Below are 18,775 nucleotides of genomic sequence, written 5' to 3' on the forward strand. Positions count from 1 at the left end.
ACCATGACAGCTCACACCACCTACGGAGGCGGCACCTACTCCGAACACGACCTCGAACGTCGTGTCGTCGAGGCGCCGAAGCGTGCGGGGTTGCCGGGTTCGCAGATCGCAGCGGCGCAGCATCGTTCGGACTTCTCGCGAGATCGGGCGCGTGTCCAACACTCCGCGGCTTTGCGGCGCTTGGCCGACAAGACCCAGGTTGTCGGCCCGCGCGACGGTGACACACCTCGCACGCGGTTGACGCACTCGATGGAGGTCGCACAGATCGGGCGAGGGATCGCCGACGGACTCGGTTGCGATCCGGACCTGGTGGACCTCGCCGGTCTCGCGCACGACATCGGGCACCCGCCGTACGGTCACAACGGCGAGAAGGCCCTGGACGAAGTCGCCAAGGACTGCGGAGGTTTCGAGGGCAACGCGCAGAATCTGCGGATATTGACCAGCCTCGAACCCAAGATCCTACGCCCCGACGGTCTGAGTGCCGGCCTCAATCTCACCAGGGCATCACTCGACGCAGCCATCAAGTACCCCTGGACCCGGCCGCAGCCCGGCGCGAAGTTCGGGGCATACGACGACGACGCAGAGGTGCTCGCCTGGGTTCGAGACGGGGCGCCCGAGCGTCGGCAATGCCTGGAAGCTCAGGTCATGGACTGGGCCGACGACATCGCGTATTCCGTGCACGACGTGGAGGACGGGGTGATCGCAGGCCGTATCGACCTTCGCTCGCTTGCCGATCCGTCCGAGCAGCGCGCACTGGCAGAACTGGGGGCCTCCGAGTTTCGGGGATTGGTAGTCGACGATCTGATCGACGCCGCTCAACGGTTGTCCGAACTCCCCGTCGTACGCGGGGTCGGAAGTTTCGACGGCACACTCGGAAGTTCCGTCGCGTTGAAGAATCTCACGAGTGAATTGGTGGGTCGCTTCGCTACCGCGGCGATCGCCAGCACCCGGCTGACACACGGTGACCGACCCCTCTCGCGGTATCAAGCCGACCTCGACATACCCGAGGCCGTCGCATCCGAGGTGGCGTTGCTCAAGACCGTGGCGCTGTACTACGTGATGTCCGACGCCGGACACAAGGCGCGTCAGGATCGGCAGCGTGATCGTGTTCATCGCGTCGCGGAATGGCTGCTGGCGACTGCGCCGGCCGGGCTCGATCCGATCCTGCTGCCCGCGTGGGAACGCGCCGCGGACGACGGTGCTCGGGTCCGGGTAGTGGTGGATCAGATCGCGTCGTACACGGAGAGTCGGCTGGAACGGGTGGACAAAGCGAGCCTGGGCGCGCAGGCCAGCTGGGGCTGAGCCGCTTACGCCTTCAGCAGGTCATCCGCGTCGACGGGTCGGTAGTGGTATCGAGCCACTTGCCGTAAGCGTCGCCGCCTGCTGCGCGAACGTCCTTGCAGATCTTCGACTCGGTGTTCCCGGATTCGCGATACACCGTGTAGATCGCCGTCCCCGAATCGGAGACTTGACGCAGTGACGGGCAGGACTGGTCTGTGCGTAGGTATTTCGAGCCGGGGAACGCGTCGAGGTAGTTCTGGATCTCGCTGGCGTACGTTGCCGGATCGGTGGCATTGGCCAACACCACGATTCCGGTTCCTTTGCATGAGGGGACGGTGATCGGCTTGCTGACCCCGAGGTCGCCATTTCTCGCGCCCGGGTTCGACGCCCGGGTGGTCGTGGTCGCCTGCAGTCCGGCGGTGGGTAGCGGCTCGAGCTTCGGCGTTCTGGCCGGCTCCTGAGTGGGTGCCGGTGCCGACGTGGCGATGGAAGCTGCTGCAGTGGTGGGTGATTCGGGTCCCGAGTTCCCCCGCATCACCCAGGCCGCCGTGCCTCCTGCGGCCAGAACGAATGCAACTCCAGCCGCACCGATCGCGATCGGGGCTCGGTTTCGCTTGGTCTTTGTCGCGATGTGCGTGTAGTTCCCGTGAGCGGGATTCGCCGTGGTGTAGATGGGCGGCGCGACGATCGTGGGGTGCAATTTGCCGGCGGCGCCGGGGGTGTCGGTCGTCGAGAGGGCCTGCTGCGCTTGGAGTGCGAGCGCTCCCGTAGTCGGATAGCGGTGTGCGGGATCCTTTGCCATGCCGCGAGCCACGATGGCGTCAAAACCTTGCGGGAGCGATGGAACCGTCAGCGTGGGGCGTGGCGGCGGAGCGTTCAGGTGCGAATTGACCAGATGCTCGATGCTTGTGGTGTTGAAAGGTGTTGTTCCGGTAAGTGATTGGTAGAGGACACAAGCCAGGGAATAGACATCCGCTGCGGCCGTCGGCGTTTCGATTCTGAACCGCTCCGGCGCCATGTACGCATAGGAACCGACTGCGCTTCCCTCGGTGGTGATCTTCGTGTCCGTCTGTGAGTATGCGATTCCGAAGTCGACGAGGTAGGCGAAGCCGTTGTTCGTGAGAATGATGTTGTCTGGTTTGACGTCGCGATGGATGAGCCCGCGGGCATGTGCGGCGTCCAACGCCGAGGCGATTTGCGAGACGATGTCGACGGCTCGTATAGGCGTGAGTCGGCCGAATTCGGCCAACTCGGCGCGCAACGTATGACCTTCGACCAAACGCATGTCGATGAAGAGGACTCCGTCGATTTCGCCCCAGTCGTGTACCGGGATCACGTGCGGTTCGTTCAAGGCGGCGGTGGTGCGAGATTCTCGGCGGAAACGAGCTTGGAATGACGGGTCGGCCGCAAGTTCGCGATGGAGCAACTTGAGTGCGACCAGGCGATCCTTCGAGGTGTCGTACGCCTCGTACACTTCACCCATTCCGCCTCGGCCGAGGAGGCGACGCAACTCGTACACGCCGAATCGGGTTCCTGATCGCCCTTCGTGCGAGCTCGAGGCGTTTTCAGTCATCGTCGGTCCCATCGCTGCGGTGCAGAGTCGGCCATCAACATATCGTTGTCAGGAGGTGCCGGGGGACCGCCTAGACTGATGTACGTGGCGGGCCGAATTTCTGACAGAGACATCGCGGCCATTCGCGAACGCACTCGCATCGAGGACATCGTCGGTGAATACGTTTCACTCAAGCGTGCCGGTGGCGATTCGATCAAAGGTCTGTGTCCCTTTCACGACGAGAAGTCGCCGTCGTTCCACGTGCGACCCAACCACGGCCTCTACCACTGCTTCGGCTGCGGTGAGGGCGGGGACGTGTACTCGTTCCTGCAGAAGATGGATCACATCAGCTTTGTCGAGGCTGTCGAGCAGTTGGCGGATCGGCTCAGCTACACGATTTCGTATGAGGGCGGTGGGCCTTCCGTTCAGCGCGATCGCGGCACTCGTGCACGCTTGATCGCGGCAAACGCGGCGGCTCAGGAGTTCTACGCCGCTCGTCTGCGCGAACCCGATGCCCAGGCGGCTCGCGACTACCTCACCGAGAGAAACTTCGACGGTGCCGCAGCACTGCAGTTCGGGTGTGGATACGCGCCCGAAGGTTGGGACACTCTCACAAAACACTTGATGTCCAAGGGCTTCGAATTCAAGGAACTCGAAGCAGCCGGGCTGTCCAAAGAGGGGCGACGAGGTCCGATCGACCGGTTCCATCGCCGTCTTCTGTGGCCGATCCGCAGCGTCGCCGGTGACGTCATCGGCTTCGGTGCCCGCAAGCTTTTCGACGACGACACCATGCCGGGTAAGTACGTCAACACGCCGGAAACGATCCTCTACAAGAAGTCTCAGGTCCTGTTCGGCTTGGACCTCGCCAAGCGCGACATCGCCAAGGGGCACCAGGCGGTAGTCGTCGAGGGCTACACCGACGTCATGGCGATGCACTTGGCCGGCGTCAAGACCGCCGTCGCTTCGTGTGGAACCGCCTTCGGTGAGGAGCACCTCGCGATGCTCCGCCGACTCCTGATGGACGACAGCTACTTTCGCGGTGAGATCATCTACACCTTCGACGGTGATGCCGCAGGGCAGGCCGCTGCGATGAAGGCGTTCGAGGGTGATCAGAAGATGGCCGGGCAGACGTTCGTCGCCGTCGCGCCCGACGGAATGGACCCGTGCGATCTGCGTCTGAAGTCTGGTGACGCCGCCGTTCGCGACCTCGTGGCACGGCGCACTCCGATGTTCGAGTTCGTGGTGAAGTCCATCCTCACCGAACACGATCTGGAGACCGCTGAAGGTCGCGTCGAGGCACTGCGTCGCACCGTCCCCGTCGTTGCGCAGATCAAGGAATCAACTCTGCGCGACAGCTACGCGAATCTGTTGTGCGGATGGGTCGGTTGGGACGATCTTCCGTCGGTTCGACGACGAGTGCGTGACGAAGCTCGCAAACGGGCGTCGACGCGCGGATCTTCGCCGGCGCCCAAGCGTCGTCAGGTTGTCGAGGCACCTGCTGCCGATGCGCTCGCGCTGCCGATCGGAATTTCCAGGCCCCGGCCCAACGATCCGGCGCTCTCGACGCAGCGAGCTGTCCTCAAGGCCGCATTGCAGCACCCTGGCATCGCCGGCAGTGTCTTCGACTCGTTGCCTCCCGAGACATTCACCCACCCCGCCTACGTTGTCATCAGACAGGCAATGGCTGACGCCGGTGGAACGAGCAAGGGGCTCGGTGGCGCCGAGTGGATCGAAGTCGTCACCAAGGGCGTCGAGGACATGACGGTGGCCTCGGTTGTATCTGAGCTGGCCGTCGAACCGATGCCGTGCGACGAAGACACGGTTCCGCGCTACATCAACGGAGTGCTCGCACGACTGCAGGAAGCGTGGGTGGGCGAGCAGGTTGCCGACCTCAAATCCAAGCTTCAGCGCGTTTCACCTGCTGCGGCCCCCGAGGAGTACAACTCACTGTTCGGAGACCTCGTGGCGCTGGAGCAGTATCGCCGACAGCTGCGTGAGCAGGCTGTCGGCGACCAAAGCGTCTGACCTAGCGGTTTTTCTTCAACTGGTCGTGGGGGACCAGAATCGTGGTCTCCTCGTTGATCGGCTTCATCGGCTCGAGCTTGGGCTGAGTACTCAGTGAGTCGGCCAGCTTCTGCCGTGACGCGTCCAACACCTTCTTGGTGGCCGGACTAGTGGCCACCGCCTTCGCGGCCCGGCTGATCTGCTCGTATCGTGCGCGGCCCGCTTTGGTTCCCAGGACGTACCCAGCTGCAACACCGATCAACAAACGCATCATTCCTGCTTCCCTCCAGCACCGATCGTCCTGACTCCATCCTGCCTGATGACTCGCTGGGCAGGCGATTTGGTACTTCGGTGGAGGATTCGCTACAGTTTCTCAGGCAACGCCGGAACGGGCGAAGCGAGCAAGACAATCCCCTGTAGCTCAATTGGCAGAGCTTCCGACTGTTAATCGGACGGTTGCTGGTTCGAGTCCAGCCGGGGGAGCAGCAAAGCCCCTCACCTGAGAAATCGGGTGGGGGGCTTTCTTGTATTCGTCGCCGCTAGTGCGTTTGCAGCAGACCCACCGATCGAAGTGCCGATTCGACGTCTGCAGCCTTGTTTGCTTGTTCGCCGCGAATTCCCAGCCGTCGAGCGCTGAGGACGTTGACCGGTTTGTCGTCGACGAAGAAGGTCTGCTGTGGACGCGCATCGAGAAACTCCAGCGCAGCCAGGAAGGCCGCAGGGTCGGGTTTGGTAGCTCCGAGCATGCAGGAGAAAACATGCTCGTCGATTGCCACTGGATTTACAACACTTTCGATGGCGGCCAACAGGACAGGTCCATTGTCGGAGAGTGTGGCGACCGCGACGCCCTCGCTTCGAAGCGCGATTGCGAGATCGATGACTGCGCGGTCCGGGATGAAGGCCTTGGCCCAGGCTCGGCGAAGGTCGTCGCGGTCACCGGGAAACCCGAGCCGTCGAAAGCGTTCCAGGATCGCGGTTTCGGAGTGAAGGCCGAGGTCGCATTCCTGGTCGAACCCGGACGCGAACACGAGGGCATGAATCTCTTCTTCAGTGACGCCGATGGCCGCTGCCAGTTCTGCGGCGCGAAGTTCAGGCTCGAATCGACACAGCACCCCGCCCAGGTCGAACAACACGAGTTCAGGTGGTCCGCTGTCGTTCGCCATGTCGGAGAGGATAGGCGTCATCAGCACCCGTGAACGCGACGCGTAGATATTGGCGACAGATACACCAAAGCCCGACGCAAGTGTCTGCGTCGGGCTTTCGGTGGAACCGTCGAACTGTTTGACGGGTGTGGTTACTTCGCTGCGCGATCCGACGGCTCGAACAGCCGGATGATGTGGCTGGGGTTGATGTAATAGACACCATTCGGAGAATTGAGGACGAGAGTGTCTTCGGTGAAATCGGTGACGGTGCCGTTCAGCTTCGCGCCGTCGGACATGATGATCCGGATCGTGGCCTTCGAGTTCTTGAATTCGGTCAGTGCAAGCTTCATGTGGTGATCCTGTTCCGTGGGGTGTGCACTCCCACGGTATCGGCTCATCGCTCCTGCGCCGACCAACCTTGGAAGACTCGACTCGAAAGAGTGCAACGCGTCACCGCCTGCCCGATTGTGATCCGCGTCGGATGTGCCGGTAACATTCGGATTCGCCGCGATGCATCGCATCCGGATGGGGCGGTAGCTCAGTCGGTTAGAGCCGTGGACTCATAATCCATTGGTCGCGGGTTCGAGCCCCGCCCGCCCCACGTTCAGGTGCCGTGAGCCCGCGGGTCAGCCCCAATGATTTTTGTCTAAGATCATGCTGCAGACGATCGCCAAGGCGACTAGTGCGCAAAGTGCAATCACCAGGACAGTTGCCCACACGTTGTTGGGATTGAATCGCCTGGCAATGCGCCTGCGGTTGCGTCTGAGTCGAGCGTTCGTGGTCACACAAGGAATCGTCGCATCATGATCGTCGATCGCAGATGAGGTGAAAGTCTCGGATCCAGATGACCAATTTCCCGACAGTGTCGGATGTGCAACGCTTCTGGACGTGACCGAGATGGCGACCACTCGGAAGACGAAAGAAAAGTAGGTACCTATCCAGGTATTTCAGCGTATGTGCTCAACCAGCCGAAGTGTCACGCTCTAGATGTACCTACGCACGGCGATCGAAGGTGATTTCGACGATCGAACTCAGGGGTCACTGAACAATTGTCTGTACCTGCCGGCGCGAGCCCGGCCCACAGGTGACGACGATGCGTTCCAGTGACCCTCTGAGCGTCGACGCACGCTGGTTTAGCAGATAGCTGGCACGAAACCATCTTCGTCTGGTGTAGGTGCAGGCAGTCGAGCTGACCCCCCGCGGCTCGGCTGCCCCCAACCAGGCGAGGTGGGGCCCGATTGGACGCGTTAGAACTGGCGACTGAAAGTTCCGTACCGATTCGGGGAGGAATGCGACTCGGGATCGTATGCGCAGCTACGAGATCGTGGCCAACGTGAACAGTCGAAATCCGTTCCACTGCTGAGCAATGCGCGCCGCCATTCGTTGACGCGCTGACCGGCAGCCGACTGTCGAAGAACGACGCTACTCGAGGACTGGAAACGGAAGTGGCCCCGCAACTGCGGGGCGCTTCCCTTGTCTGAAAGGCGCTGTCGGACTTGGGTCATCAGCGTCGAGGACTTCGCGCTCGATCACGTTTAGTTGTCTGATCAGGCGTGATGGGAAATATTGGGTACGAAAGCCGTCGAGGGCTGTCTCGCCGTCGTTGTCTGCTGCAGGTCCATTTGCCGTGCTTCGTGAATCGCAGAATCCGCAGCCCGCGAGAGCTCAGTAGTTGCCCTGATCGGACGCAAAACCGGGCAATCGGAACAAAACACTTGTCGAATCGTTACAACTATTGGTAAAGTGTAACGAAGAGCTGCAAGTTAACAGCAACTTCAAGGTCGCACTACCGGAAGCCGATGGGCGCCGGGGGAGATTGGTCTGCTGTCGATGGACGCGACGCCGTTGGGCGGCACAGATAAAGGCTCTGCGAGTTGCTCCCGGTCGCACCCCTGATCAACCTGACAGACCAACGTAACGGAGAACGTACTGTGACAATCAAGAACTCGATCGCGCCTGGTGTCATAGCCGATCATGGAAACAGGCTGTTCGGCAACACTATTCGATCAGCTGAAGGTGAGGAACTCGTCCAGCGGCTGAATGCCATGTTCGAGCGAGCGAACAGCACAGGTCAGGTGGTGAATCAACGAGAACTCTCGACCGTGCTTTCTGCGCGGAGACCCGAGGGTGCGCCGGGCGACCGGTCGATTCCGGCGTCTGACAGGCTGATGCGTGCGACCGAGGGACTCTCGTACGAATCCCTCTCCTTGTTGATTCGTGCGGCCGAGCATTTGCTGCGTTCGGAGGGGGTGCATGTCGACTCGACGCCTTTCACCTGAGGGACGACGAGACCAGTTGAAGTCTCGGCCAGAGTCGCGTCACAGGATCTTTGACGTTGAACTGAAAGCTCTGGGGAATTTCAAGTGACCGGCCGTCGCAGACGAACGAAAATTTGTCACCAACGGAATGGCGTTGATACGTCGCTGTCCGGAATTCCGTTGTGCGAGGGGCGAACCAGACGTCCAGTGTTGCTCAACCGCAGGATCCTGATTCTGCCTTCTCGAATGCTTCCTGGATGCGTTGGCGCCCCTCGGGGTCGATGCCCCTCCAATCTTTGTTCGGGCCAAGCATGTGATTGCGGACTCGGTTCAGTGGTGGCGTGGAGTCGTTCGGCGCGTATCCCAAGTCGTCGGCCAGTTCGAGTATCGACTGGCAGATTTTTTCGACGGAGTCGGGTACTTCAAGCCTTCGGACCCACGTTCCGCCCGTTTCGGTTGTTGTCGTTGCGGTGTCGGGTTGCTGCACTGTCTGCGACCCGCAGCCAGCAAGTATCAAACTGGCAGCGAGCGTGGCCAAGGTGAGCGAAGAGCGCATGTGTGAATCAAACCAGATGCCGGGAGACCAGCAGCGAGATGCAGATCAACATTCACCTCGGGAAGCCGCATGAAGTGAATTGACTATCGCAGTCTGCTGTTGCGGTGTGAACGCTGCCCAGGCGCTGGCGGAACCCACGAGTTCAGGGACATCGTTCCATCCAGGGCTCTGTAGCCGGGCCAACGCCGCCTCGACCGTCCCGAAAACTTCGAGGTACGCATGTGCGTCGTCGCATGTGAAGGCGAGTTCGTGGGGTTCGGCGTCGCCCCCGTCCCCGTCGCACGAAGTAAGCATCAGCACGAATGGAGTCGCAATAGCGATCATGATTCGCTTCATCGGCCGATCGAAGCAGACTGACCCCGCCCTGGCGGACTATTCTCGATCCATGCCGATCACCCCGGATACAAAGAACTGGACCTGGGTCCTCGAACGCCCATGCGGCGAGTGCGGGTTTGATTCGTCCGCTGTGGCGTTCGCGGATGTTCCAGATCTTGTGCGTAGCAATGCCATCTCGTGGGCCGAGGTACTGGAGCGCGAGAATGTGACGGAGCGACCGGACAGCGAAACATGGTCAGCGCTGGAGTATTCTGCCCACGTACGCGACGTGTTCAGGATCTTCAAGGTGAGGTTGGAACAGATGCTCGAATTCGACGATCCGCGATTCGAGAACTGGGATCAAGACGCAACAGCCGAGGCCGAGCGGTACAACGACCAAGATCCGGCAACGGTGGCATCGGAATTGTCCGACGCCGCGGCGGAAGTCGCGAACGCGTTCGAAACCGTGCCAGAGGGTAGCCGCCAACGACGGGGTCTCCGCAGTGACGGATCGGCGTTCACCGTCGAATCGTTGGCGGCCTACTTCATTCACGATCCGATCCATCACCTGCACGACGTCTCGGCGTAGTCAGAGCCCGCGCACCTCCTCGAGGGTTCTTCTGGCTCCGACGGAGTGCAACGAGTCGAGGGTCTTTCGGAAGCTTGCGACAAATCGGCGATCGTCCACGAGATCGCCGAACACTTGGCGGTACCCGATGAAGGCCAACGGGTCGCTCGATTGTTTCTGGGCGAGCGGCACCAGAGCGTCCGACAGCTGATCGACGACGGTGATGGGATCTCCGTTCTCGTCTGTGCCCTCGGCGTAGCGGGCCCAGCTGGCGACAATTGCGGTGGACAGGTTGATCGACCCACCGGTGTCGAGTTGGGTCCGGATGACGGGCAACAGCCACTTGGGAATTCGATCGGACGACTCGGCGCACAGACGCGCAATCGTGTCGCGGACCTGGGGGTTCGAGAATCGTTCGATGAGGGTCTTCTTGTACTGATCGAGGTCGACGCCGGGTACCGGATCAAGGGTCGGCGTCGCTTCCAGATTCATGTAGTCGAGCAGGAACCCTGACAAGAGTTCGTCCTGGCATGCCTCGTGGACCAGGCGGTATCCGGCAAGGTAGCCGAAGTACGCGATGCCTTGATGGCTGGCATTGAGAAGGCGCAGTTTCATCAGTTCGTACGGGCGAACATCCGGCACGAGATTGACGCCGGCATTCTCCAGAGGTGGCCTGCCTGAGGTGAACTCGTCCTCGAGGAACCACGCGGTGAACGGCTCAGCTGCGACCGGCCACTGATCGTCCACGCCAAACGTCTCGGCGATCTCGGTGGTCACCGCGGCTGTCGTGACGGGTGTGATCCGGTCGACCATGGAGTTGGGGAAGGCGCCGTTCTCGTCGATCCACTCCGCAAGTTCGGGATCCTTCAGGGCGGCGAACGCTCCGACTGCCGTCCTGGCGACCGATCCGTTGCCTTCGATGTTGTCGCAACTCATGATCGTGAAGGGGGCGAGGCCCCGGTCGCGACGGAGTGCGAGTGCCGCACAAATCAGACCGAAGGTGGTGCGGGGGAGTGTTCCCGGCTCGAGATCGTGCATCACATCGGGATGGGACGCGTCGAACTCGCCCGTAGTGTGCGAGATGTTGTATCCGCCCTCGGTGATGGTGAGAGATACGATTTTCGTCGATTCGGATGCCATCTTTTCGATCACCGCCTCCGGATCGTCGGGCGCGAACAAGTACTCGACGATCGACCCGATGACCCGGGCCTGGAGGGTTCCGTCAGCATGCTTGAGCGCCAGCGTGTAGAGGCCGTCCTGCGCGCGGAGTGCGTCTTTCATTCGCTTGTCCGACGGCATCACTCCCACTCCGCAGATTCCCCAGTCGAAGGCTTCACCTCGTCGCAGGAGGGTATCGATGTACATGGCCTGGTGTGCACGGTGAAAGCCTCCGACACCGAAATGCACTATGCCGGTAGTGACTTTGCTCCGGTCGTAGTTCGGCACTTCGAGTTCAGCATCGAAGTCGAGCAAGGTCTTCGTATTGAGTTCCATGAAAGTTCTAGTCTCCTTCGGCGACGATGACTACGGCTTTGATGCTGCCGGGAATGCGATCGGCCACCAGGGCCTCTTGCGATCGTTCGAGTGAAAAGCGTGCTGTGACCATCGAATCCAGATCGACGCGCCCGGCAGCGACCAGTGCGGCGGCGATCGGCCACGTGTTGGCGTACCGGAACACTCCGGTGAGCATCAGTTCGCGATTCTGAATGATCGGGACCGGCAACGGTATCTCGTCGGCACCCATTCCGACCAGAACGACGGTCCCAGCGGGCCGAACTGCGTGAATCCCGTCGATCACTGCGGCCGTGGCGCCCGAGGCGTCGATGAACGCATCGACGGCCAGCGAGCGTATGTCGTTTTCACGAGGATCAACGACGGTTGTTGCGCCGAATTTCAGTGCCACATCGCGCCGGGCCGCATCGATGTCCGAGACGATGACTTCCGTCGCGCCGAATGCCTTGGCCACCTGCGTCGTCACGATTCCTACCGGGCCGGCGCCGGCGATCAACACACGAGAGCCGGCAGTGATTCCCGCTTTCTGGGCTGAGGCGATCCCTACGGAGAGTGGCTCGAACAGCGCAGCTGCCTCGTAGGACACGGAATCTGCGATGGGATGGGCGAAGTCGGCACCGATCGTGACGTAGTCGGTCAGCGCACCGTCGATCGGCGGCGTCGCGAAGAATTCCATATGAGGGCAGAGGTTGTATCTGCCTGCCTTGGATTCGGGACTTGTCGGATCGGGCTTCTGAGGCTCGATGGAGACGCGCTGCCCGATGCGTCTTGGGTCGACGCCGTCACCGACTGCGGCGATGCGTCCAGATGCTTCGTGTCCGAGAACGAGCGGTGAGTTGACTACGTAAGGGCCGATGCGACCTTCGTGAAAGTAGTGCGCGTCCGACCCGCACACGCCCACTGCATGGATGCGAACGAGGACTTCACCCGTCTTCGGGGACGGTCGTGGTCTCTCGACCATCTGCATCTTTCCGGTCTCAACGAGGACATTTGCCCGAATTGTCGCAGGTAGATCGACGGATTCTCCGGAAACTGTTGTGTGGGTCACAACGTAGATGTTAGCTTAATGAGCATAAGAACATCTAGTGAGCATCTGCTCACGATCAAGAAACTTTGAACCTGATACACAAGGAGACCGTGTGAACCAGTCGGCTCAGCCCGCAGGACTCAAGTCGTCGAAGTTGCCGGCTTCCGAGGATGTGCGGCTCGCCTTGCGGGCAGCGACCATGTATCACCTCGAAGGCGCTACTCAGGCGGAGATTGCAGCGAAGTTGGGCGTCTCGCGGCCTACGGCCGGGCGGCTGTTGGCCAGGGCGCGGACGCAAGGTTTGGTCAGGGTCGAGATTATGGTGCCGCCGGAGCTCGAAGGTTCGGTGAACACGGAGTTGGAATCGAAACTGGAGAAGCACTTCGGGTTGGCCGAAGTTTTGATTGTGCCCGAAGCAAATTCGGACTCGGACGATCCGGACTTCGACGCGCTCGGCCGACGAGCAGCGGAAGTTCTGGTTCGTCGTCTGCAGCCGTCGAGCGTTCTCGGGTTTACCTGGGGTCCGGAAACCGTTGCGGTAGCAGGATCTTTGCCAGACAAGGCGGCGAAGTGCTCGGCTGTGGTACAACTTGACGGCTCCATGACGGTGACCGACTACCAAACCGGTGTCGACTTCACCATCGGCCGATGTGCACAACAGTTGCAGGCCAATCCTATTCGCCTCAATGCTCCGCTATATGCCGACCCGGCGACTGTGGAGTCGATGCGAAACGACTCGGTCATCTCGAAGGCGCTGCAAGCCGGAACTGATTCCGACATCATGGTTTTCGGAGTTGGTGCCGTCTCGACTGCCACGACCTTGTTTGCCGGTAGCTTCGTCGACTCGACCATGCTGGACGAGTTGGAAAGTCGAGGCGCTGTCGGTGAAATCGGCGGCCGTTTCTACACGATCGACGGCAATCCAGTGGAGGGGCCACTGCCTGAGCGAACGGTCTCCGTATCGCTCGACGCAGTGAAATCCTGCGATCAGACGATTCTGATTTCGGGGGGAACACACAAACGCCAGGCCGTTCTGGGCGCATTGCGCGGAGGTTTGGCAAACGTACTCGTCACCGACGTCGAGTGCGCCCAGTGGCTGCTCGAAGGCTAGCGATCTCACGAGTTTCGCTGTCCGAGCGCGCGACTGACACGCAAGTGTGAAGGAAGGTAATCCGTGAAAACAGGAAGACGAGTGTGGGGCGCTGCCGCGGCGGCGCTCTGCCTCCTGGTGTCGGGATGTGCGGGCGCTGGTGCGCTCGGTGGTTCCGGCGAACGAACAGTCACCATCGCGATGGTGTCGAACTCGCAGATGCAGGACGCCATCAAACTGGCGCCGGCTTTCGAAGCCGAGAACCCTGGCATCGACCTCAAATTCGTCAGCCTTTCCGAGAACCAGGCGCGTGCCAAGATCACAGCGTCGACGGCAACCGGCGGCGGTGAGTTCGACGTCGTGATGATCAGCAACTACGAGACACCTCAGTGGGCCGCCAACGGTTGGCTCACGAACCTGTCCGAGTATGCAGACAAGACGCCCGGTTATGACGAGGACGACTTCATACCGTCGATCAAGACTTCTCTGTCATACGAGGACAGTATGTACGCGGTCCCGTTCTACGGGGAGTCGTCGTTCCTGATGTACCGCAAGGATCTGTTCGATCAGGCGGGGATAACAGTTCCCGAAGACCCGACGTGGCAAGAAGTTGCAGGTTGGGCAGCGCAGTTCGACAACCCGGATGCCAAGATGGCGGGAATCTGTTTGCGTGGAAAGCCTGGCTGGGGTGAGGTACTCGCGCCGCTGAACACCGTGATCAACACCTTCGGTGGACGCTGGTACGACGAGAATTGGAATGCGCAGCTGACCAGTCCGCAGGTCGAGGATGCGGTTCAGTTCTACGTGGACACGGTCAAGGAGCACGGTCAGCCGGGCCCTGCCACAAGCGGATTCGGTGAATGTGCAACACAATTCGCGCAAGGCAACACGGCGATGTGGTACGACGCGACGTCGGCTGTGTCGGTTCTCGAGGACCCTGCGTCGTCGAAGGTAGTCGGCAACATCGGATATGCGAAGGCCCCGAAGGTCGAGAAGTCCGATCCTGGTTGGCTCTACACCTGGGCGCTCGGAATCCCGGAGTCGGCAAAGAACAAAGATGACGCCTGGAAGTTCATTTCCTGGATGACGAACAAGGACTACATCCAGAAGGTCGGAACCGAACTCGGCTGGTCGAGAGTTCCTCCGGGAAGTCGCCTATCGACCTACGAGATTCCGGAATATCAAGAGGCCGCACAGGCATTCGGTCCGATCACCCTCGAATCGATCAACAATGCAGATCCGAAGAACCCGACAGTGCAACCGGTTCCGTACACCGGCGTCCAGTTCCTCACCATCCCCGAGTTTCAGGACCTGGGCACTCGCGTCAGCCAGCAGATCAGTGCTGCCATCGCGGGTCAGAAGAGCGTGAAAGAAGCACTCGAACAATCCCAGCAGTATGCCGAGGTGGTCGGCAAGACCTATCAGGAGAACCGATGACTACGGTTGCCGAGCCCAGAACTACGGTGGACGACGCGCCACCGGTCCGTGTCGAAAAGAAGATCTCCCGCGCCGAGGGTTGGCGTCGTAGAGGTCCCCTGTTGCCGGCGTTGATCTTCTCGATCGTCGTCACCCAGATTCCGTTCCTGTTCACCCTCTACTACTCGACGCAGTCGTGGAACCTTGTCCGGCCGGGATCGCGGCACTTCAACGGGTTCGACAACTACATCGAGGTTTTCAAGGACAGTCAGTTTCGGGAAGTCGCGGTCAACACGGTCATCATGATCGTGGGTACGGTCATCGTTTCGGTGATCCTCGGACTCGCGTTGGCACTCCTACTCGACAGAGCCTTCCTCGGTCGCGGGATCGTGCGGACACTGCTGATCACGCCATTTCTCATCACCCCCGTCGCTGGCGCATTGCTCTGGAAGACAACAATGTTCGACCCGGTGTTCGGTATCGTGAACTTTGTCCTCCAGCCGTTCGGTGTCGGCCAGGTCGACTGGGTCAGCAAGTTTCCGCTCGCCGCCGTCATGATCAATCTGATCTGGCAGTGGACGCCTTTCATGATGCTGCTCATTCTGGCCGGCTTGCAGTCCATGCCCCGAGACATCCTCGAAGCCGCACGGGTGGACGGAGCCAAGCCGTTTGCGATGTTCCGCGAACTGACACTGCCGCACCTGCGCCGCTTCATCGAACTCGGTGCAGTTCTGGGTGCGATCTACCTCGTGAACACCTTTGACGCGGTGTACATGATGACGTCGGGCGGGCCCGGCGTGGCCAGTTCGAATCTGCCGTTCTACATCTACCAGCGCGCGTTCCTCGGCTTCGACGTAGGTCAAGCTGCGGCGATGGGTGTCGTGACAGTGATCGCGACCATCATCGTCTCGACACTCGCGCTCCGATTGATCTTCAAGAGCTTCACCGGCAACGAGGAGGCGGCGTGATGACTGCCGTAGAGACGACAAGCGCGACGACCGACAAACCCGTCGTCAAGAAAAAGAAGAGCAGTAAGTTCAGTCCGTGGTCGGTCGTGGCGTGGATCGCCGCTCTCGGATTCTTCTTCCCGGTCTTCTGGATGGTCCTGACCGCGTTCAAGACCGAGGCAGACGCCTACACGGACCCGCCGAAGCTGTTCTTCACTCCCACCCTCGAACAGTTCCGTGCCGTCCTCGATTCCGGTCTGGGTACAACGCTGGCGAACTCGGCATTTGCCACAGGAATGTCGACGATTCTTGTTCTGCTACTGGGTGTTCCGGCCGCGTTTGCATTGTCTCTTCGCCCGGTGAAGAAGACGCAGGATGTGCTGTTCTTCTTCATCAGTACCAAGATGCTCCCAGTCGTCGCCGCAATCGTGCCGCTGTACGTGATCGTCAACGACATCGGATTGCTCGACAACATCTGGGCGCTGGTCATCTTGTACACATCGATGAATCTGCCGATCGCAGTGTGGATGATGCGTTCGTTCTTTCTCGAAGTCCCCGGCGAGCTTCTCGAAGCCGCCAGCATGGACGGCGCGAGTTTGTGGACCTCGGTTCGAGAGGTGATCCTCCCGCTGATCTCGCCCGGAATTGCTGCGACTGCGCTGATCTGCGTGATCTTCTCGTGGAACGAATTCTTCTTCGCAGTCAACCTGACAGCTGTTCAAGCGCAGACGATTCCGGTCTTCCTGGTCGGGTTCATCACCGGCGAGGGCCTGTACTGGGCTCGGCTCTCCGCGGCAGCGACCATGGCGGCATTGCCCGTCATCCTGGCCGGTTGGTTCGCCCAGAACAAACTGGTGCGCGGCCTGTCCTTCGGTGCAATCAAATAATTCTCCTCACCCTCTCAGGAGTTCGTCATGGCTGAAATCTCGTACCAGAAAGCGTCTTGCATCTACGAAGGTGCCGGGACCCTCGCTGTAGATTCACTCGATCTTGACATCAAGGACGGGGAGTTCATCGTGCTCGTCGGTCCGTCAGGTTCCGGAAAGTCCACGGCCCTGCGCATGTTGGCAGGGCTCGAGGACATCGATTCCGGTGCGATCACCATCAACGGCAAGGACATGACCGATGTCCCGTCGAAGGATCGCGACATCGCAATGGTCTTCCAGAATTACGCGCTGTACCCCAATAAAACCGTCGGCGAAAACATGGGGTTCGCGTTGAAGATGCGCGGTGTGCCCGTCGAGGAGCGTAAGAAGAAAGTTGCCGAAGCGGCCAAACTGCTTGACCTGACGGAATACCTCGACCGCAAACCGGCCAAGCTTTCCGGTGGTCAACGGCAGCGAGTTGCCATGGGCCGAGCAATCGTTCGTGAACCGCAAGTGTTCTGCATGGACGAGCCGCTCTCCAACCTCGACGCAAAGCTACGCGTCCAGACCCGCACGCAGATCGCGGCGTTGCAGCGTCGTCTCGGAACCACCACCGTCTACGTCACGCACGATCAGGTGGAAGCGATGACGATGGGTGATCGCGTGGCAGTGCTCAAGGGCGGCAAGTTGCAACAATTCGCTTCTCCGACCGAACTTTACGATCGGCCGGCCAATGCGTTTGTTGCCGGCTTCATCGGATCTCCCGGTATGAACTTGGTAACGGCGCCGGTCAGTTCGGGTGGGGTGCGTTTCGGCGACGTCGAGGTTCCGCTGGACCGCGAGCAGATGGCGGCAATCGCCGCGGCCGGTCTGGCTTCGGTCACAGTAGGAATTCGGCCCGAGCAATTCCAGGTGGTTGCTGCCGGAGACGGAATCGCAGCTCAGATCGACCTGGTAGAGGAACTGGGCAACGAGTCGTACATCTACGCACACGTGCCTGGAACCGAAGCCGACCCGATCTCGCTCGTTGCACGCACCGGCGGGCGATCGAAGCTGCAGTACGGCCAGACGCTGGGCTTCGAGCGGGTGGACGGTCCTGTTCACCTCTTCGACCCGACTACGGGTGAGCGCGTGGGTAGCTGAATCCCACCACAATCGTGACCTGCTCGGCACCCGAACTCGTTCGTGCCGAGCAGGTCACATCCATCTTCGACTGGTGAGAAGGTTAGGGTCTACCGATGAGTGATACACGCGAACGATCCGTCGTGGTGTGTGGTGAGGGACTGGTTGATCTGGTTCCGGTGGGGGAGAACTTCTCACCCAAGTTGGGCGGTGGACCGTTCAACGTTGCGATCGCGGTGGGTCGACTCGGATCCGACGTGGGATTCGTCTCTCGCTTGTCCACCGACGCGTTCGGAGATCGGATGATCGACTCGCTGGCCGCGTCGAATGTCGACACGACCGGAGTCGAACGTGGGCCCGAGCCGACAACTCTGGCCGTCGTGAACCTTGCGGCGGACGGAGGTGCGCGGTATTCCTTCTACCTCGAGGGAACGGCGGATCGACAGTTCGCGCTGCCGAAACTTCCCTCTGCCCGGGCATTCTCGTTCGGAACGCTGTCGCTGGTGCTCGAGCCCGGGGCCTCCGCTTACGAAGCCATGCTGCACGAAGCACACGCCCGCGGTCGACTCACCATGGTGGACCCCAACATTCGTCCGGCGGTGATCTCGGACCCGGAAGCATATCGACGACGATTTCGTTCGTGGTTGCCCGCCATCGATATTCTCAAAGTGAGCGACGACGACGCGAAGTGGTTGGGTTCGGTTGACGGCGCCGAGTGGCTCGACGAAGGCGTCGGCGCCGTACTGCTCACCCGTGGCGGTGACGGGTTGCGGTTGATCACCAAGGAACTCGATGTTTCGGTGCCGGCGCCCGCAGTTGACGTCGCGGACACGATCGGTGCCGGAGATACCGTTCACGGAGCCCTGCTGGCCTACCTTGATCGTCACGATGCACTCGACGTCGCCGTTGTGCGCGGGTTCTCCGAGGCAGACTGGTCGGCCGCGTTGACCTTTGCCGCACGCGCGGCAGCCGTCACCGTGTCACGACCAGGGGCGGATCCGCCGTGGTCAAGGGAGTTGGGCCTGCCCGTCTAGCACTGGGGACCACCGCCCTACTGCGAGCGCAGTACGTCGAACTGCCTACCTGTGCACGATGTGCGACGGGGTCGTGTATCGGCAC

The 18,775-nt window shown here is 60.8% G+C and carries 17 protein-coding genes and 2 tRNA genes; 12 read left to right on the forward strand and 7 right to left on the reverse strand.

The features are described from left to right. Window positions 1–3 precede the first annotated feature (3 nt). Window positions 4–1,302 carry a deoxyguanosinetriphosphate triphosphohydrolase gene (locus tag EEB12_RS26140; RefSeq protein ID WP_021344665.1) on the forward strand — a complete coding sequence of 433 codons (1,299 nt, stop codon included), beginning with the start codon at window positions 4–6 and terminating at the stop codon, window positions 1,300–1,302. 13 nt (window positions 1,303–1,315) lie between these two features. Here EEB12_RS26140 and EEB12_RS26145 read toward each other — a convergent pair whose 3' ends face one another. Then, on the reverse strand, window positions 1,316–2,854 hold the full coding sequence (locus EEB12_RS26145; RefSeq protein WP_410055716.1) for a serine/threonine-protein kinase: 1,539 nt from the start codon (window positions 2,852–2,854) through the stop codon (window positions 1,316–1,318). A gap of 84 nt (window positions 2,855–2,938) precedes the next feature. Here EEB12_RS26145 and dnaG point away from each other — a divergent pair, with 84 nt between their 5' ends. Beyond that, window positions 2,939–4,858, forward strand: coding sequence for a DNA primase (gene dnaG / locus EEB12_RS26150; protein ID WP_003941578.1), 1,920 nt, complete (start codon window positions 2,939–2,941; stop codon window positions 4,856–4,858). 1 nt (window position 4,859) lies between these two features. Here the strand turns inward: dnaG and EEB12_RS26155 are convergent, their stop codons facing one another. Continuing rightward, window positions 4,860–5,111: a hypothetical protein gene (locus EEB12_RS26155; protein WP_003941570.1), complete on the reverse strand. Its 252-nt coding sequence runs from the start codon at window positions 5,109–5,111 to the stop codon at window positions 4,860–4,862. A 136-nt stretch (window positions 5,112–5,247) separates the two neighbouring features. Between EEB12_RS26155 and EEB12_RS26160 the strand changes: the two genes are divergently transcribed. Further along, window positions 5,248–5,320 (forward strand) — tRNA-Asn (locus EEB12_RS26160). 56 nt (window positions 5,321–5,376) lie between these two features. Here EEB12_RS26160 and EEB12_RS26165 read toward each other — a convergent pair. Both EEB12_RS26165 and EEB12_RS30930 read right to left on the reverse strand, forming a co-directional pair. Then, window positions 5,377–6,000 carry an HAD family hydrolase gene (locus EEB12_RS26165; protein ID WP_258537396.1) on the reverse strand — a complete coding sequence of 208 codons (624 nt, stop codon included), beginning with the start codon at window positions 5,998–6,000 and terminating at the stop codon, window positions 5,377–5,379. Window positions 6,001–6,131: 131 nt separating this feature from the next. Then, on the reverse strand, window positions 6,132–6,329 hold the full coding sequence (locus tag EEB12_RS30930) for a hypothetical protein (protein WP_003941659.1): 198 nt from the start codon (window positions 6,327–6,329) through the stop codon (window positions 6,132–6,134). A 177-nt stretch (window positions 6,330–6,506) separates the two neighbouring features. On the opposite strand from EEB12_RS30930, the gene EEB12_RS26175 reads away from it, so the two are divergent. Next, window positions 6,507–6,580: transfer RNA gene (locus EEB12_RS26175), tRNA-Ile, on the forward strand. Window positions 6,581–7,910: 1,330 nt separating this feature from the next. Next, entirely contained in the window at window positions 7,911–8,258 is a 348-nt protein-coding gene (locus EEB12_RS26180) for a hypothetical protein (RefSeq protein ID WP_141488784.1), read from the forward strand. 580 nt (window positions 8,259–8,838) lie between these two features. Here EEB12_RS26180 and EEB12_RS26190 read toward each other — a convergent pair. Continuing rightward, window positions 8,839–9,129, reverse strand: coding sequence for a hypothetical protein (locus tag EEB12_RS26190; RefSeq protein WP_084326287.1), 291 nt, complete (start codon window positions 9,127–9,129; stop codon window positions 8,839–8,841). A 49-nt stretch (window positions 9,130–9,178) separates the two neighbouring features. Here EEB12_RS26190 and EEB12_RS26195 point away from each other — a divergent pair, with 49 nt between their 5' ends. Continuing rightward, window positions 9,179–9,697, forward strand: a complete 519-nt coding sequence (locus EEB12_RS26195) for a DinB family protein (protein WP_141488785.1) — start codon at window positions 9,179–9,181, stop codon at window positions 9,695–9,697. On the opposite strand, the gene EEB12_RS26200 is transcribed toward EEB12_RS26195, so the two are convergent. Together EEB12_RS26200 and EEB12_RS26205 are read right to left on the reverse strand one after the other, a co-directional pair. Further along, on the reverse strand, window positions 9,698–11,170 hold the full coding sequence (locus tag EEB12_RS26200; protein ID WP_084326284.1) for a mannitol dehydrogenase family protein: 1,473 nt from the start codon (window positions 11,168–11,170) through the stop codon (window positions 9,698–9,700). Window positions 11,171–11,177: 7 nt separating this feature from the next. Beyond that, window positions 11,178–12,188, reverse strand: a complete 1,011-nt coding sequence (locus EEB12_RS26205) for an NAD(P)-dependent alcohol dehydrogenase (protein WP_141488906.1) — start codon at window positions 12,186–12,188, stop codon at window positions 11,178–11,180. A 139-nt stretch (window positions 12,189–12,327) separates the two neighbouring features. Between EEB12_RS26205 and EEB12_RS26210 the strand changes: the two genes are divergently transcribed. The 6 genes from EEB12_RS26210 (at window position 12,328) to EEB12_RS26235 (ending at window position 18,690) form a co-directional block, all read left to right on the forward strand. Continuing rightward, the gene (locus EEB12_RS26210; RefSeq protein WP_021334180.1) at window positions 12,328–13,326 is read left to right on the forward strand and encodes a sugar-binding transcriptional regulator; all 999 of its coding nucleotides are present in this window, start codon (window positions 12,328–12,330) and stop codon (window positions 13,324–13,326) included. A 63-nt stretch (window positions 13,327–13,389) separates the two neighbouring features. Next, the gene (locus EEB12_RS26215; RefSeq protein WP_019748979.1) at window positions 13,390–14,742 is read left to right on the forward strand and encodes an ABC transporter substrate-binding protein; all 1,353 of its coding nucleotides are present in this window, start codon (window positions 13,390–13,392) and stop codon (window positions 14,740–14,742) included. After that, window positions 14,739–15,689, forward strand: coding sequence for a carbohydrate ABC transporter permease (locus EEB12_RS26220; RefSeq protein WP_019748978.1), 951 nt, complete (start codon window positions 14,739–14,741; stop codon window positions 15,687–15,689). The genes EEB12_RS26215 and EEB12_RS26220 overlap by 4 nt, the downstream gene beginning before the upstream one ends. Further along, on the forward strand, window positions 15,689–16,555 hold the full coding sequence (locus tag EEB12_RS26225; protein ID WP_020969937.1) for a carbohydrate ABC transporter permease: 867 nt from the start codon (window positions 15,689–15,691) through the stop codon (window positions 16,553–16,555). The genes EEB12_RS26220 and EEB12_RS26225 overlap by 1 nt, the downstream gene beginning before the upstream one ends. Window positions 16,556–16,582: 27 nt before the next feature. Then, the gene (locus EEB12_RS26230) at window positions 16,583–17,677 is read left to right on the forward strand and encodes an ABC transporter ATP-binding protein (protein ID WP_019748976.1); all 1,095 of its coding nucleotides are present in this window, start codon (window positions 16,583–16,585) and stop codon (window positions 17,675–17,677) included. Between the two features lie 95 nt (window positions 17,678–17,772). Then, on the forward strand, window positions 17,773–18,690 hold the full coding sequence (locus EEB12_RS26235; RefSeq protein ID WP_019748975.1) for a carbohydrate kinase family protein: 918 nt from the start codon (window positions 17,773–17,775) through the stop codon (window positions 18,688–18,690). The last annotated feature ends 85 nt before the right edge of the window (window positions 18,691–18,775 follow it).

The sequence above is a fragment of the Rhodococcus sp. WS1 genome (assembly GCF_003797745.1).
In the GTDB taxonomy this organism is placed as follows: domain Bacteria; phylum Actinomycetota; class Actinomycetes; order Mycobacteriales; family Mycobacteriaceae; genus Rhodococcus_F; species Rhodococcus_F erythropolis.